15 protein-coding genes are annotated in these 14,689 nt (G+C 71.0%); all 15 read left to right on the top strand.

Translation table 11 applies throughout. The features are described 5' to 3' along the window. The first annotated feature begins 89 nt into the window (after positions 1-89). The 15 genes from G6034_RS09075 (at position 90) to G6034_RS09005 (ending at position 14,628) form a co-directional block, all read left to right on the top strand. Positions 90-983 (top strand): branched-chain amino acid ABC transporter permease, encoded by an 894-nt coding sequence (locus G6034_RS09075; RefSeq protein WP_176634778.1) that lies wholly within the window; start codon positions 90-92, stop codon positions 981-983. Between the two features lie 2 nt (positions 984-985). Next, the gene (locus tag G6034_RS09070) at positions 986-2,059 is read left to right on the top strand and encodes a branched-chain amino acid ABC transporter permease (protein WP_176634777.1); all 1,074 of its coding nucleotides are present in this window, start codon (positions 986-988) and stop codon (positions 2,057-2,059) included. After that, positions 2,056-2,871, top strand: coding sequence for an ATP-binding cassette domain-containing protein (locus tag G6034_RS09065; RefSeq protein WP_176634776.1), 816 nt, complete (start codon positions 2,056-2,058; stop codon positions 2,869-2,871). The genes G6034_RS09070 and G6034_RS09065 overlap by 4 nt, the downstream gene beginning before the upstream one ends. After that, positions 2,871-3,581, top strand: coding sequence for an ABC transporter ATP-binding protein (locus tag G6034_RS09060; RefSeq protein WP_218063744.1), 711 nt, complete (start codon positions 2,871-2,873; stop codon positions 3,579-3,581). The genes G6034_RS09065 and G6034_RS09060 overlap by 1 nt, the downstream gene beginning before the upstream one ends. A gap of 26 nt (positions 3,582-3,607) precedes the next feature. Continuing rightward, a complete protein-coding gene (locus tag G6034_RS09055) occupies positions 3,608-4,633 on the top strand; it encodes a proline racemase family protein (RefSeq protein ID WP_176634774.1) in 1,026 nt (341 codons plus the stop codon). Positions 4,634-4,752: 119 nt separating this feature from the next. Beyond that, positions 4,753-5,658 (top strand): dihydrodipicolinate synthase family protein, encoded by a 906-nt coding sequence (locus tag G6034_RS09050; RefSeq protein WP_176634773.1) that lies wholly within the window; start codon positions 4,753-4,755, stop codon positions 5,656-5,658. 10 nt (positions 5,659-5,668) lie between these two features. After that, on the top strand, positions 5,669-6,670 hold the full coding sequence (locus tag G6034_RS09045) for a proline racemase family protein (RefSeq protein ID WP_176634772.1): 1,002 nt from the start codon (positions 5,669-5,671) through the stop codon (positions 6,668-6,670). Further along, a complete protein-coding gene (locus G6034_RS09040) occupies positions 6,667-7,938 on the top strand; it encodes an aconitase X (RefSeq protein ID WP_343038000.1) in 1,272 nt (423 codons plus the stop codon). The genes G6034_RS09045 and G6034_RS09040 overlap by 4 nt, the downstream gene beginning before the upstream one ends. Then, positions 7,919-8,422, top strand: coding sequence for an aconitase X swivel domain-containing protein (locus G6034_RS09035; RefSeq protein ID WP_176634771.1), 504 nt, complete (start codon positions 7,919-7,921; stop codon positions 8,420-8,422). The genes G6034_RS09040 and G6034_RS09035 overlap by 20 nt, the downstream gene beginning before the upstream one ends. Next, on the top strand, positions 8,419-9,369 hold the full coding sequence (locus G6034_RS09030) for an ornithine cyclodeaminase family protein (RefSeq protein ID WP_176634770.1): 951 nt from the start codon (positions 8,419-8,421) through the stop codon (positions 9,367-9,369). Before G6034_RS09035 ends, G6034_RS09030 begins: the two co-directional genes overlap by 4 nt. 63 nt (positions 9,370-9,432) lie before the next feature. Next, entirely contained in the window at positions 9,433-10,104 is a 672-nt protein-coding gene (locus G6034_RS09025) for a GntR family transcriptional regulator (RefSeq protein WP_246295514.1), read from the top strand. A 108-nt stretch (positions 10,105-10,212) separates the two neighbouring features. Further along, on the top strand, positions 10,213-11,397 hold the full coding sequence (locus tag G6034_RS09020; RefSeq protein WP_176634769.1) for an NAD(P)/FAD-dependent oxidoreductase: 1,185 nt from the start codon (positions 10,213-10,215) through the stop codon (positions 11,395-11,397). After that, positions 11,390-11,665, top strand: a complete 276-nt coding sequence (locus G6034_RS09015; protein ID WP_176634768.1) for a 2Fe-2S iron-sulfur cluster-binding protein — start codon at positions 11,390-11,392, stop codon at positions 11,663-11,665. Before G6034_RS09020 ends, G6034_RS09015 begins: the two co-directional genes overlap by 8 nt. Further along, positions 11,658-13,190, top strand: coding sequence for an FAD/NAD(P)-dependent oxidoreductase (locus G6034_RS09010; RefSeq protein ID WP_246295512.1), 1,533 nt, complete (start codon positions 11,658-11,660; stop codon positions 13,188-13,190). The genes G6034_RS09015 and G6034_RS09010 overlap by 8 nt, the downstream gene beginning before the upstream one ends. After that, positions 13,177-14,628 carry an aldehyde dehydrogenase (NADP(+)) gene (locus G6034_RS09005; RefSeq protein WP_176634766.1) on the top strand — a complete coding sequence of 484 codons (1,452 nt, stop codon included), beginning with the start codon at positions 13,177-13,179 and terminating at the stop codon, positions 14,626-14,628. Before G6034_RS09010 ends, G6034_RS09005 begins: the two co-directional genes overlap by 14 nt. Positions 14,629-14,689: the final 61 nt, after the last annotated feature.

The raw sequence follows: 14,689 nt of genomic DNA, 5'->3' as shown, positions 1-14,689 counted from the left end.
CCCCCCACCGCGCGGCGGGCCCCACGCCGGGGCCCGCCGCGCGGCACCAACCCATCAACGCCACGTGCACAGCTTTAGGCAGGTCACGCATGACGCAGCTCATCTGGAACGGCCTCTTCGTGGGGTCCTTTTACGCACTCATCGCCCTGGGCTATTCCATGGTCTACGGCATCATCAAACTGTTGAACTTCGCCCACGGCGACATCTACATGCTTGGCGCATTCGTGGGCTTCGCGATGCTGAGCTCCGTCGGCGTCATCCCGGCCTCCATGTCCATCACGGCCCTGCTGATCGTGCTCCTGCTGTGCATGCTCGTGACCGGCGGCATCGGCGTCGGCATCGAATACCTCGCATACCGGCCGCTGCGGAATTCGCCGCGCCTCGCGGTGCTCATCACCGCCGTCGGCGCCTCCTTCACGCTGGAATACGGGGTCAGCGCGGTGGCCGGCCCCAACCCCAAGGTCTTCCCGGTCCGGCTCGAGGGTGACAGCTTCACCGTGCTGGGCGCCCGCATCTCCGTGCCGCAGATCGTGCTCATGGCGATCGCCGTGCTGCTGATGCTCGGCCTGAACTCCTACGTCCAGCGCACCTCGATGGGCCGGGCCATGCGCGCCATTGCCCTGGACACGAAGGGCGCGCTGCTGATGGGCATCAACGTCAACAGGGTCATCACCTGGACGTTCTTCATCGGCTCCGCCCTCGCCGGCGCGGCCGGGGTCATGGCCGGGGCGTATTACGGCAAGATCGACTTCCTCATGGGCTTCATCATCGGGCTGAAGGCGTTCACCGCGGCCGTCATTGGCGGCATCGGCAACATCAAGGGCGCCATGCTCGGCGGCCTGCTGCTGGGCCTGCTGGAGGCGTTCGGCTCACAGTGGCTTGGCGGCCAGTGGCGCGACGTCTTCACCTTCGGCGTGCTCATCGCCTTCCTGACCCTCAAACCCACCGGCCTGCTGGGCGAGCGCGTCACGGAGAGGGTGTAGCGATGAGCGAAAACTCCGAAAATGTTGACGCCAGCCGCGCCCCGCGCCGGATCGGCAAGCCCGCCAGCCGCGTCTCCCGCCTGTTTGAGAGCAGGCAGCTGGGCTGGGCCGCATTCGCGATCGCGGTCCTGTTCCCCTTTGTGCTGGCCAGCAACTATGCGATGAGCATCGGCACCACCGCCGTCATCTTCATCCTGCTCGCCTCCGGCCTGAACATCGTGGTGGGCTACTGCGGCCTGCTGGACCTGGGCTACATCGCGTTCATGGCCGTGGGCGCCTACACGTCCGGGATCATTTCCAAGGCCTGGGAGCTGCCCATCCTCTTCACCATCCCGGCGGTGCTGCTCATGTGCATCCTGGCCGGGCTGGTCATCGGCGGCCCCACGCTGCGGCTGCGCAGCGACTACCTGGCCATCGTCACGCTCGGCTTTGGCGAGATCATCCGCCTGACGGCGAACAACCTGGCCATCACGGGCGGCCCGTCGGGCATCTACGGGATCCCCGGCGTCTCCCTGTTCGGCCTGGACCTCTCCGGCCCCGTCCCGTATTACTACTTCTGCGTGGTGGTCGTCGCCCTCATGGTGCTCGGCTCGGCACGCCTGGGCAAGTCGCGGCTGGGCCGCGCCTGGCGGTTCGTGCGCGAGGACGAGGACGCCGCCGAGGCCATGGGCATCCACACCTACAAGGTGAAGCTGGCCGCCTACATCTTCGGTGCCATCTGGGGCGGGATCGGCGGCGTGCTGTTCGCCTCGCACCTCTCCGCCATCTCCCCGCAAAGCTTCGTGTTCCTGCAGTCCGCCCTGGTGCTGATGGCCGTGGTTCTCGGGGGCATGGGGAACACGCGGGGGGTGGTGGTGGGCGCCGTCGTCATTTCCCTGCTGCCGGAATTCCTGCGGGACATGGGAAACCTGCGCTACGTGATCTTCGGCGTCGTGCTGGTGGCCGTCATGGTGCTGCGGCCCCAGGGTTTCTGGCCCTCGCGCGCCTATGAGCCGGACCTGCCCCCTGCCGTGAAGGACGACGCCGGCGGGGGCCCGGATGCCCCCGTCACCACCGCGAAGGGAGGGACCCCGTGAGCCCGCTGCTGGAAGTGAACGAACTGCAGATCGCCTTTGGCGGCGTGAAGGCCGTCAACGGGCTTTCCTTCTCGGCCGACGCCGGCGAGATCGTCTCGGTGATCGGGCCCAACGGGGCCGGGAAGACCAGCGCCTTCAACTGCATCACCGGCTTCTACAAGCCGGTGAGCGGGACGGTGACGTTGGACGGCGCGGACATCACCGGCAAGCGCCCGGCGGTCATTGCCGCCACCGGCGTGACCCGCACGTTCCAGAACCTGCGCCTGTTTCCGGACCTGACGGTGCTGGACAACGTCCGCGGCGGCATGCACCTGTACGGCGGCCAGAACTTCGTCGACGCGCTGTTCCACACGCCGCGGTACCGCAGGAGCGAGCGGGCCTACACCGACGAGGCGCACCGCTGGCTGGACTTCGTGGGCTACAAGGGCGGGCGCGGCATCCCGGTGCGCAACCTCGCCTACGGCCAGCAGCGGCAGGTGGAAATGGCCCGCGCCATGGCCCGCAAGGCCAAGCTGGTGCTCCTGGACGAGCCCGGTGCCGGCCTGAACCACTCGGAAAAACGGGACCTGCTGGAGCTGTGCCGCAAGATCCGGGACCTGGGCGCCGCCGTGGTGCTGATTGAGCACGACATGGGCGTGGTCATGGAGGTCAGCGAACGCGTCGTGGTGATGAACTTCGGCAGGGAGATCGCGGACGGGACCCCTGATGAAGTGAAGAGGAACCCCGCCGTCATCGAGGCCTACCTCGGCAAGGAAGACGAGCCGGGGCCCGATGAGGCGGGGCCCGGCGGGCCGGAACGGGGCGAATCCTGATGTCCATGCTCGAATTTGAGAACGTGGAAGTGTTTTACGGCAAGATCCAGGCGCTGCGCGGCATCAACGTCCGGGTCGAGGAGGGCGAGATCGTCGCGCTGCTGGGCAACAACGGCGCCGGGAAGACCACCACCTTGTCCGCAGCGTCGGCCCTGGTGAAGGCCCACGCCGGGCGGATCAGCTTTGCCGGCAGGGACATCACCCGGGCCAAGCCGTGGGAGGTGGTCGGTGCCGGACTGATCCACGTGCCGGAGGGCCGGCGGATCTTTTCCACCCTCTCCGTGCAGGAAAACCTGCAGCTGGGCGGGTACATGGTCAAGGACCGCGCGGCCGTGCACAAGCGGCTGGACGACGTCTTTGAGCTGCTGCCCCTGCTCGCGGAGCGGCGTTCGCAGCAGGGCGGGACGCTCTCCGGCGGCGAGCAGCAGATGCTCGCGATCGGCCGGGCGCTCATTGCCGGGCCCCGGATGCTGATGCTGGACGAGCCCTCGATGGGCCTGGCGCCGTTGATCGTGGCGCAGGTCATGGACGTGATCAGGGAAGTGAACGCCAACGGCACCACCGTGCTGCTGGTGGAGCAAAACGCGCGCGCCGCGCTGAAAATCACCAGCCGCGGCTATGTCATTGAAAACGGGGTCACGACCATGACGGGCACGGGCGCGGAACTCATGGCGGATTCACGCATTGTCGAGGCCTACCTGGGATCGTAGGGTTCCAGCACGTTCGGGAGGACGGCATGAAAGCGGACACGTGGGAAATCGAGACGGTGGACTACCACACGGCGGGCGAGCCGTTCCGGATAGTGCCGGCGCCGCCCTTCCTGATCCCGGGCGGGACGGTGCTGGAACGCCGTGAAAACGCGATGGCGGGCGATGCCGACAAGCTGCGCCGCCTGCTGGTCAACGAACCCCGCGGGCACGCGGACATGTACGGCGGCTTCATTGTCCCGCCCAATGACGACGGCGCCCACTTCGGCGTGCTGTTCTGGCACAAGGACGGCTTCTCCACCGCCTGCGGGCACGGGACCATCGCCCTCGGCGCCTGGGCCGTGCGCAGCGGCCTGGTGCGCACCGCGGACGACGGCGACACGGACGTGGTCATTGACGTCCCCTCCGGACGCGTCACGGCCCGGGTGGGCGTGGCGGGCGGGCGCGTGCAGGGGGTCACCTTCCACAATGTCCCCTCCTACGTGGTGGCCCGGGACATTGAGGTCAAGACCCCCGACTTTGGCCGCCTCCGCGTGGACGTCCTGTGGGGCGGGGCCCTGTACGCCGCGCTGCCGGCGCGGGAAGCGGGACTGGACGTCACCCCGGCGAACCTGCACCGGCTCATCACCGCAGGGCGCCAGGTGAAGGCCGCGCTCGCCGACCACCCGGCCGCCCACCACCCGAGCGACACCCGGCTGGACGGGATCTACGGCACCATCTTCCACGAGCCCGTGGGACCGGACAGCGGGCTGGAACTGCACGGGGCGCTGGCCCAGCGCAACGTGACGATCTTTGCCGACGGGCAGGTGGACCGCTCGCCCTGCGGCTCGGGGACGGCGGCGCGGGTCGCGGCGCTGACCGATTCCGGCGAGCTGGCGTACGGGGACGTGCTGGACCACTTTTCCATCATCGACTCGCACTTCACCGCCGAGGTGGCGGGCCACTCGAAGGCGGGCGTCGTGGTGGAGGTCCACGGGCGGGCCTTCCCGGTGGGCGAGGGCAAGTTCACCCTGGACGCCGACGACGGGCTGGGCCTGGGCTTTGTCCTGCGGTAGTCCCCCGGCGCCTGGCATTCCGATCCTAGTATTATGTGACATTGTACTGATAGTGTGAGGGCAATCACTCCCCGACCCGGGGAGCCCGTCACATGCCCCGCGGCGCAAAGGAGCCACTCATGACAACCCGCACCCAGCCCTGGCACGGCATCCACGTGGCCACCGCCCTGCCGTTCAATGAAGATGGGAGCGTTGACTACGCCTCGTTTGGCGAGCATGTCGCCTGGCTTGCCGCCAACGGCTGCGACGGCGCCTGCCCCAACGGCTCCCTTGGGGAGTACCAGACATTGACGGCCGAGGAGCGGGCCAAGGTGGTGGAAACCGCCGTCGCCGCCTCCCCGGAGGGTTTCACGGTCATGCCCGGCGTGGCCGCGTACGGCGCCGACGAAGCGCGCCGCTGGGCGGAGCAGGCCCGCGACGCCGGAGCCGCCTCGGTGCTGGCGCTCCCGCCGAACACCTTCAAGGCCGACGACGACGCCGTGCTGGCGCACTACCGGGAAGTGGCAAAGGCCGGCCTGCCGGTGGTTGCCTACAACAATCCCTACGACACCAAGGTCGACCTGGTGCCGTCCCTGCTGGCGCGCCTGCACGGGGAGGGGCTCATTGTGGCCGTGAAGGAATTCACCGGGGACGTCCGGCGCGCATATGAGATCGCGGAGCTGGCGCCGGAGCTGGACCTGCTCGTTGGCTCGGACGACGTGCTGCTGGAGCTGGGCCTGGCCGGTGCCGTGGGCTGGATTGCCGGGTACCCCAACGCCCTCCCGCAAAGCACCGTGGAGCTCTACAACCTGGTCACCAGCGGCACCATGGATGACATTGCCACGGCCCTGCCCATCTACCGCGACCTGCACCCGCTGCTGCGCTGGGACTCCAAGCCCGAGTTTGTGCAGTCCATCAAGCTCTCGATGGACCTCGCCGGGCGCAAGGGCGGCGCCTGCCGGCAGCCGCGCCTGCCGCTGCCGGCGGCCCTGGCCGCCCGGATCGCCGCCGACACCGAGGCCGTGCTGGCCAAGGGCTACAAATAGGAGGTCGGCCGTGCGCTCCAAGCGGGTCTTTCATTCCGTGGAATCCCACACCGAGGGGATGCCCACGCGCGTCATCACCGGCGGCGTGGGCACCATCCCCGGGGCGACCATGGCGCAGCGGCGCCAGTGGTTCATGGACAACAGCGACGACGTGCGCACCCTGCTGATGTACGAGCCCCGCGGCCACGCGTCCATGAGCGGGGCCATCCTGCAGCCGCCCACCCGGCCCGACGCGGACTACGGGGTGCTGTTCATCGAGGTCTCCGGCCTGCTGCCGATGTGCGGCCACGGCACCATCGGCGTGGCCACGGTGCTGGTGGAAACCGGCATGGTCCCCGTCGTGGAGCCCGTGACCACCATCCGCCTGGACACTCCGGCCGGCCTGGTGGTGGCCGAGGTGGCCGTGGTGGACGGGGCGGCAAAATCCGTGACCATCCGCAACGTGCCGTCGTTCTCGCTGGCCTTGGACCAAAAGGTGGGCGTGGACGGCCTTGGCGAAGTCCGCTACGACATGGCCTTTGGCGGCAATTTTTACGCGATCGTGGAACTGGCCGATCTGGGACTGCCGTTCGACCGTGCGGAGAAGGGCCGGGTGCTGGAGGCCGGGCTGAAGATCATGGACGCCATCAACGCACACAACCCGCCGGTGCACCCGGAACGGTCGGACATCAGCGGCTGCCACCACGTCTACCTGACGGCGCCCGGTTCGACGGCGCAGCACTCGCGGCACGCCATGGCCATCCATCCCGGCTGGTTTGACCGCTCGCCCTGCGGGACCGGCACCAGCGCCCGCATGGCCCAGCTGCACGCGCGCGGGGAACTGGCGCTCAACACGGACTTCCTCAACGAATCCTTCATCGGCACGCGGTTCACCGGCAGGCTGGTGGAGGAAACCACGGTGGGCGGGCTTCCCGGCGTCGTCCCGACCATCACGGGGCGGGCCTGGGTGACGGGCACCGCCCAGTACCACCTTGACCCCGAGGACCCCTTCCCGGCGGGATTTTTGCTGTGACGGACCTGGCGCTGACCGGTGAGGAAAGGGCCATGCTCGACGGCGGCCGCGGCCCCGGGACGGCCATGGCCATGCGGATGGTGGTGGCCCTGGCCGGCGTGCTGGGCGCCGAACGGCTGATCCCCATCACCGGCGCGCACATCGACAGCTGCCTCTACCACGGGCAGGCCGGGCTCGACTTCGCACAACGGCTGGCCGGGCTGGGTGCCGCGGTGGCCGTGCCCACCACCCTCAACGTCAGTTCACTGGATTTGATGCACCCGGGCCTGGTGCGGCTGCCGCCCGCGGACGCAGTCCCGGCCCGGGCGCTCATGGACGCCTACCGGGCCCTCGGCGCCCGCGCCACCTGGACGTGCGCGCCATACCAGTTGGCGCAACGGCCCGCGTTGGGCGAGGACATCGCCTGGGCGGAATCCAACGCGATCGTGTTTGCCAACTCCGTGCTGGGCGCGCGCACCGAGCGGTACGGCGACTTCATTGACATCTGCGCGGCCATCACCGGCCGCGTCCCGCACGCGGGCCTTCACCTGCCCGAACACCGCGTGCCCACGCTGGAGCTTGACTGTTCGGCGCTCCCGGCCGCGCTGCTGGCCGAGGAGGCGGTCTGGGCGGCCCTCGGCGACGTGGTGGGGCGCCGCTCCGGCACCGGCATCCCCCTGCTGACCGGGATCGACCCGGCCGTGGCGGACGAGGACAGGCTCAAGGCCCTTGGCGCCACCGCGGCCTCCTCCGGCGGCGTGGCCCTGTTCCACGTGGCCGGTGTGACGCCCGAGGCCGCCGCCGCCGCGGGCGATCCCGTATGGTCGGCGCTGCCGGCCGCGGCCGTGACCACCGGCATGCTCCGGGCGGCCCGGGACGAGCTGAGCACTGCCGGCCCCTCCGCGCCGCTCGACGCCGTGGCCCTGGGCACGCCGCACTTTTCCGTGCGCGAGTTTGGGAAGCTGGCGGCCGCGCTGGAGGGCCGGCCCGCCTTCCACCCGGGCTGCACGGTGTGGATCAACACCTCCCGGGAGGTCCTGGCCCAGGCCCGGGAGGCCGGGCTGGTGCAGCCCGCCGAGGAGCGGGGCGCCCGCATTGTGGTGGACACCTGCACGTACATCACGCCCATCCTGGGCCCGGAGGAGCGCACCGTCATGACGCCGTCGGGCAAGTGGGCCTGGTATGCGCCGATGAACCTTGGCGTCGATGTCGTGTTTGGCACGCTTTCCGAATGCCTGGACTCGGCCTGCGCCGGAAAGGTGGTGCGCGATGACGGACAGTGGAACTGAGGGCGGCCCCGCCGACTTTGCGGGGCGGACCCTGTGCCCGGGCGGGGGCAGCGGCGCCCTCCTGGTGCTGTCCGAGCCGCTGTCGTTTTGGGGCGGCACGGACAGGAAGACCGGCCTGATCATTGACGCCCACCACCCGCAGCACGGCGGCTCCCTGGCCGGGCGGGTGCTGGTGATGGATGCTTCCCGCGGTTCCAGCTCCTCGTCGTCCGTGCTGGCCGAGCAGATCCGGGCCGGGGTGGGCCCGGCAGCCGTCCTCCTCACGGCGCGTGACGCCATCGTGGCGCTGGGGGCCCTGGCTGCCGCCGAACTATATGGCACACATGTGCCGGTCGTGCTGCTCGACGCCGGGGCATCCAGCCGGCTGGGGCGCCGCAACGGAGTCACCGCCACGGTGCGGGCCGGCGCGGACGGACGTGCCGGCGTCGTGCTTGACCAGGCCCCGGCGGCAGGGCTGCCGCCCCGCTCAAGGGAGCCGGCATGACACTGCCCTACATTGACGCGGCCACGCTCAGGGCGCTGGTTCCGCCGGCTGCCGCCGTCGCCGCGCTGGAGGGCGCCCTGCGCGGCGGGCAGGATCCGGAGCTGGATTCGCCGCGCCTGTTTGCCCCGCTGGACGCGGGTGAGTTCCTGCTCATGCCGGCGCAGTCCGCGCGCTATGCCGGGGTCAAGGTGGCCACGGTGGCGCCCGGCAATCCCGCGCGGGGGCACCCCAAGATCCAGGGCACCTACCTGCTGCTCGACGGAACATTTTTAACACCACTGTGCGCCATGGACGGGGCCGAGCTGACCCTGGTCCGCACGCCGGGGGTCACTGCCATGGCCGTCAAGCACCTGCTGGCGCTGCGCGGGGCGGAATCCGCAGGCTCCGTGGTGGTGTTCGGCGCCTCGCTGCAGGCTGACCGGCACATCGAGGCGCTGCACGCCGTCAGCGGGATTGCCTCGCTGGTGGTGGTGGGCCGCCGGCCGGCGGCGGCGGAGGAGCTGGCCGGCAAGTGGGCGGCGCGGGGTCTTTCCGCGCGGGCGGGGTCCGTGGCTGACGTGGCGGGGGCCGACGTCGTGGTGTGCGCCACGTCCTCGTCGGAGCCGCTGTTTGACGGCTCCCTGGTGCAGGATTCCGCCGTAGTGGCAGCGATCGGCTCGCATGGGCTTGCGGCCCGCGAAATTGACCCGGCGCTGGCCCGGCGGGCCGAGGTGGTGGTGGAGGGCCGGGCCTCGGCCCTGCGCGAGGCCGGGGACCTGATCCCGGCACGGTCCGCCGGGGAATGGGCCGAGCGGGGCCTGGCCACGCTGGCGGAGCTGGTCGACGGCCGCTGGGCGCCGGAGGCCGGCAGGCCGCTGCTGTACACGGGGGTGGGCATGTCCTGGGAAGACATTGTGGTGGCCGGGCGCGTCCACGAACTGTTCACCGGCGATGTCGGGGTCGACTAAAATGTCATATTGCGCCGGGACGCCCGTCCCACCTTCGTTGCGTGGCTGGGAAATGGAGGGGCCATGAGCTCCACGGGAATGACGCATCACCTCTCTGCCGTCAAAAAGAACGTCAGCCTGCGCGAAACGGTGGCCCAGGCGCTGCGTGCGGCCGTTATTTCCGGGGAGATGAAGCCCGGCGAGGTGTATTCCGCGCCCATGCTGGGAAAGCGTTTCGGCGTCTCGCCCACGCCCGTCCGCGAGGCGATGCTCGACCTGGTCAAGGAGGGCCTGGTGGTCTCGCTGCCCAACAAAGGCTTCCGCGTCACGGAGGTCTCCGACATCGACCTGGATGAAATCACCGCCCTGCGCCTGCTCATCGAACCGCCCACAGTGGCGGCCGTGACGCCGCTGATCGACGCGCACGGACTGGAACGGCTGCGGGGGATGGCCGCCGCCATCGTGGATTTTGCCGGTGCCGGGGACCTGATTGCCTACACGGAGGCCGACCGCGCCTTCCACATCGCCATCCTTGAATACAGCGGCAACAGGCGCCTGGTGTCTCTGATCTCCGAACTTCGCGCACATACGCGGCTGCTGGGACTGGCGCCGCTGGCCGCCACCGGCAAGCTCCGTGAGATGTCGGTGGAGCACCTGGACCTGGTGGAACTGATGGCCGCGGGCAAGGCCGCCGAGGCGCAGGCCCTGATGACCCGCCACATCGGGCACGTCCGCGGCGAATGGGCCCGGCCGTAGCGCCTCCGTTGGAGACGTGCACCTCCGTTTGCGCGGGGGATGTGGTGATCTCCACCTTCGAGGGGGAGGGGGCTGTTCGGCGACTGTGACATGTGACATACTACTGACATGTTGCTGCCCCGTTCGGCTGACGTTGTGGTCATCGGCGCCGGTGCCGTGGGCGCCGCATGCGCGTACTTCGCCGCGCGCGCGGGGCTCAGCGTGGCCGTGGTGGACCGCGGCGCCATTGCCGGCGGCACGTCCAGCGCCTGCGAGGGAAACATCCTGGTCTCGGACAAGGAAGCCGGCCCGGAACTTGAACTGGCCCAATACTCGCAGTCGCTGTGGCGCGGCGAGCTGGCCGACTACGGGCACCTGTGGGAATTTGAATCCAAGGGCGGGCTGGTCGTCTCTGCCACACCTTCCACCCAGGCAAACCTCGAGCGGCTGGCGGGACGGCAGCGCGAGGCGGGGATCGACGTCGAACTGGTGGGCGGGGCGGAGCTGGCCGGACACGAACCCCACCTCGCGCCGGGCCTGGCCGGCGGCGCCCACTACCCGCAGGACGCGCAGGTCCAGCCCATGCTGGCCGCGGCCCACCTGCTCCGGCTGGCCCGCGGGCTCGGCGCCACCGTCCACCCCGACACGCGCGTGGCCGGGCTGGGCCGGCGCGGCGACGCCGTCACAGGCGTCACGACCAGCCGCGGGGCCATCAGCGCCGGCTCCGTGGTCAACGCCGCCGGCACCTGGGGCGGGGCGGTCGCCGGACTGGCCGGCGTCAACGTCCCCGTGCTGCCGCGCAAGGGGTACGTCATGGTGACCGAGCCGCTCCCGGACATGGTCCGGCACAAGGTCTACGCGGCCGAATACGTGGACAACGTTGCCAGCTCCGACGCCGGGCTGCAGACCTCCCCGGTGGTCGAGGGGACCCGCGGCGGCACCATCCTGATCGGCTCCAGCCGCGAACGCGTGGGCTTCGACAAGTCCATCAACCCGCGCGTCCTGGCCGACATGGCGGGCAAGGCGATCGCCCTGTTCCCGTTCCTCGCCGGCGCCAAGGCACTGCGCAGCTACTCCGGGTTCCGCCCCTATTGCCCCGACCACCTGCCCGTCATCGGCCCCGATCCGCGCGCGCCCGGACTCTGGCATGCCTGCGGGCACGAGGGCGCGGGGATCGGCCTGTCGGTGGGGACCGGCGCCCTGATCGCCGCCTCCCTGGCCTCCGCGACACCCGCGATGGACATGGCGCCCTTTGCGCCCGAACGCTTTGACCAACTGTCGCTTGACTCCGGGACGGAGGCCGCCCGTGCCTGACCTGCAGCTGTTCCTCGACGGCGTCCCGCTGGCCGCCCGCCCCGGCCAGACGCTCGGTGCGGCGCTCACCGACGCCGGAATCGTGTCCTGGCGCACCACCCGGAACGCGAGGCGGCCGCGCGGCCTGTTCTGCGGCATCGGCGTGTGCTTCGACTGCCTGTTAATGGTCGACGGCGTGCCCAACCAGCGCGCCTGCCTCACCCCTGCGCGGGACGGCATGGCCCTGCGCACGGGTGCCGATGAAGCGCAGGAGGCTCGCGATGCTTGACGTTGCCGTGGTGGGCGCCGGGCCCGCCGGGCTTGCCGCGGCCGTCCATGCCGCGGATGCCGGCCTGTCCGTGCTGCTGGTGGACGCCGGCACGCAGCCGGGAGGGCAGTATTGGCGGCACGCGGAGGAGCGGGAGCCGGAGGGGGGCGCGATCCAGGCCCCCGCCGGCCAGCACGGCTGGAAGCGCTTCGTGGGCCTCCGCGCCAGGCTGTACGCGCACGAATCCTCCGGCCGGCTCACGTATTGGCGCGGCACGCAGGTGTGGCTGGTGGAAACTGGCGGAGCCGGCGTCGTGCTGCACCTGACATCCACTTTGGATGTCCCCGGCAGCGCGCCGGCCAAACTGCCCGGCACCGAAAGCGCCCGCCGCCTCATCCTGTGCCCCGGCGGCTGCGACCGCCAGCTGCCCGTCCCCGGCTGGGACCTGCCCGGCGTCCTCGCGGCAGGTGGCGCCCAGGCGCTGCTCAAGGCGAGCGGGACGGCGGCGGGGAGGGTCGCCGTCGTCGGCGGGACCGGCCCGTTCCTGCTCCCCGTGGCCGCGGGACTGGCCGGGGCGGGCGTCAAGGTGGCCGCAATTTGCGAGGCCAACAGCCCTGCCGGCTGGCTGAAGAACCTCCGCGGCGCGGTGCAGGCGCCGGAAAAGGCCGTTGAGGGCGCCGGATACGCGGCCGCGCTGGCCCGGCACCGCATCCCCTACCGGGTCCGCACGGCCGTCACCGAAATCCACGGCACGGACAGGGTGGAGGCCGTCACCATGTCGAAGCTGGGGCCGGGTGGCGCGGTGCTGCGCGGAACCGGCCGGCGCGTGCCGTGTGACGTCGTGGCGCTGGGCTGGGGCTTCACACCGCAGCTGGACCTGGTGCTCGCCGCGGGTGCCGGGACCGCCGTCGACGTGGACGGCTCGCTGGTGGCCGTGGCGGACGCGCGCCTGAGGACCACCGTCCAAGGCGTCAGCGTGGCCGGGGAGGCGACCGGCGTCGGGGGCGCCGCCATGGCCGTCGCCGAGGGCGAGCTGGCCGCGCTGTGCGTCGCGGCGGAATCCGGTGGGGCGTCCGCCGCGACGGCAGCGCTCGGCGCCCGGATCGCGACGTTGCAGCGCCAGCGCGCCAGGATGCGCGCCTTTGCCCTCGCCATGCACCGCGCCAACCCGGTCCCGGGCCGCTGGCACGGCTGGCTCGCGCCGGAGACGGTGGTGTGCCGCTGCGAAGAGGTCAGCTACGGCGAACTGTGCCGCGCCCACGACGAGCTCGGCGCCGCCGACGCGCGCAGCCTGAAATCCTTCGCCCGGCCGGGCATGGGCTGGTGCCAGGGCCGCGTGTGTGGCTATGCCACTGCGTCCATCGCGGCCGCCCTGGCCGGGCGCCCCTTTGCAGGGCCGACGGCGGCCGAGGACCTGCGCTCCATGGCGAAGCGCACGCTGGCCGCGCCGGTGCCGCTGGGGCAGCTGGCGGCCATGGTGCCGGACGGGGCGGCACCGCCGAGGCAACAGCCACTGACAAAGGAGACTGACCATGACCACCGCTGACACCACACCCGGGGACCTTCAACGCATCCTGGCAACCGCTGAAGGCGCTTCCACCGCCTGGGCCCTGGTGCCGGCCGCCGGCCGCGCCGCCGCGCTCACTTCAGTCGCGGACGCCCTCGACGGGGCCGCAACGGAAATGGTCCCGCTTGCCGGGGAGGAAACCTTCCTGGCCGCCGGCCGCCTCGCCGGGGAGCTGAAGCGGACCACCTTCCAGCTGCGCCTCTTTGCCGAACTCCTCGCCGACGGCGGCTACCTCGACGCGCGCATCGACCACGCCGACCCCGGCTGGCCCATGGGCCCACGCCCGGACATCCGCCGCGTGCTCGAGCCGCTGGGCCCCGTGCTGGTCTTTGCCGCCAGCAACTTCCCGTTTGCGTTCAGCGTCATGGGCGGCGACACGTGCTCGGCGCTCGCCGCCGGGTGTTCCGTGGTGCTCAAGGCGCACCCCGGGCACCCAAGGCTCTCGGCCGCCGTCGGGCGCGTCGCCGTCGAAGCGCTCCGGGCGGCGGGCGCGCCGGACGGGCTGCTGCAGCTGGTCTACGGGACCCGGGCCGGGCGCGACGCACTGGCGGACCCGCGGATCAAGGCGGGGGCGTTCACGGGCTCCATCGCCGGCGGGCGCGCCCTGTTCGACGTGGCCGCCTCCCGGCCCGATCCCATCCCCTTTTACGGGGAGCTGGGCAGCGTGAACCCCGTGTTCGTCACGGAGGCGGCCGCGGCGGCGCGCGGGTCGGACATTGTGGCCGAATTCGTGGCCTCGTACACCCTGGGGGCAGGGCAGTTCTGCACGAAGCCGGGCATCCTGCTGGTGCCGGCCGGCTCGGAGATGCTGGCCGGGCTGTCCGCTGCGGAGCGCCCGGCTGCGGCGCCGCTGCTCAACGAGCGGATCCATTCCGGGTACCTGGCGTCGCTGTCCGGGCTGTTGGAGCACGACGCCGTCGACTCGCTCGGTGCCGCGGAGGGTGCCTTTGGCGCCCCGCCGGCCCCCGCGCTGACGGTGACAACCGCGTCCGCACTGCTGGCCGATCCGGAAGGGCTGATCATCGAGTGCTTTGGGCCGTCCGCCCTGGTGGCCACGTACCGGACCGAGGATGAGCTGCTGGCCGTGGCCCGGGCCCTCGACGGCCAGCTCACGGCCACCATCCAGGGTGAGGAGTCCGACGCCGTGGCCCCCGAACTGGTGCGGCTGCTGGCAAAGAATGCCGGGCGCGTGCTGTGGAATCAGTGGCCTACGGGTGTTTCCGTGACGTACGCGCAGCAGCACGGTGGGCCATACCCCGCCACGACCGCGCCGACGTCAACGTCCGTGGGCACCGCCGGCATCACCCGGTTCCTGCGTCCGGTGGCGTACCAGGGCCTGCCCGCCCACCTGCTGCCGGAGGCGCTGCGCGATGACAATCCGCTGGGCGTGCCGCAACGGGTCAACGGCAGGCTCTGAAGCCGGTGATTGAGCCTGTCGAAATCCTGACAGCCCAGCCGCCGCCAAAATCCGACAAGCC

Origin of the sequence: Arthrobacter wenxiniae (genome assembly GCF_013376105.1) — a bacterium.
GTDB classification, from domain to species: Bacteria; Actinomycetota; Actinomycetes; order Actinomycetales; family Micrococcaceae; genus Specibacter; species Specibacter wenxiniae.
This window is presented reverse-complemented; position numbering and strand designations above follow the sequence as displayed.

Coding starts and splice junctions, on each gene's coding strand:
- G6034_RS09075 (WP_176634778.1), top strand. CDS start 90: ATGACGCAGCTCATCTGGAACGGCCTCTTCGTGGGGTCCTTTTACGCA.
- G6034_RS09070 (WP_176634777.1), top strand. CDS start 986: ATGAGCGAAAACTCCGAAAATGTTGACGCCAGCCGCGCCCCGCGCCGG.
- G6034_RS09060 (WP_218063744.1), top strand. CDS start 2,871: ATGTCCATGCTCGAATTTGAGAACGTGGAAGTGTTTTACGGCAAGATC.
- G6034_RS09055 (WP_176634774.1), top strand. CDS start 3,608: ATGAAAGCGGACACGTGGGAAATCGAGACGGTGGACTACCACACGGCG.
- G6034_RS09050 (WP_176634773.1), top strand. CDS start 4,753: ATGACAACCCGCACCCAGCCCTGGCACGGCATCCACGTGGCCACCGCC.
- G6034_RS09035 (WP_176634771.1), top strand. CDS start 7,919: ATGACGGACAGTGGAACTGAGGGCGGCCCCGCCGACTTTGCGGGGCGG.
- G6034_RS09030 (WP_176634770.1), top strand. CDS start 8,419: ATGACACTGCCCTACATTGACGCGGCCACGCTCAGGGCGCTGGTTCCG.
- G6034_RS09025 (WP_246295514.1), top strand. CDS start 9,433: ATGAGCTCCACGGGAATGACGCATCACCTCTCTGCCGTCAAAAAGAAC.
- G6034_RS09020 (WP_176634769.1), top strand. CDS start 10,213: ATGTTGCTGCCCCGTTCGGCTGACGTTGTGGTCATCGGCGCCGGTGCC.
- G6034_RS09010 (WP_246295512.1), top strand. CDS start 11,658: ATGCTTGACGTTGCCGTGGTGGGCGCCGGGCCCGCCGGGCTTGCCGCG.
- G6034_RS09005 (WP_176634766.1), top strand. CDS start 13,177: ATGACCACCGCTGACACCACACCCGGGGACCTTCAACGCATCCTGGCA.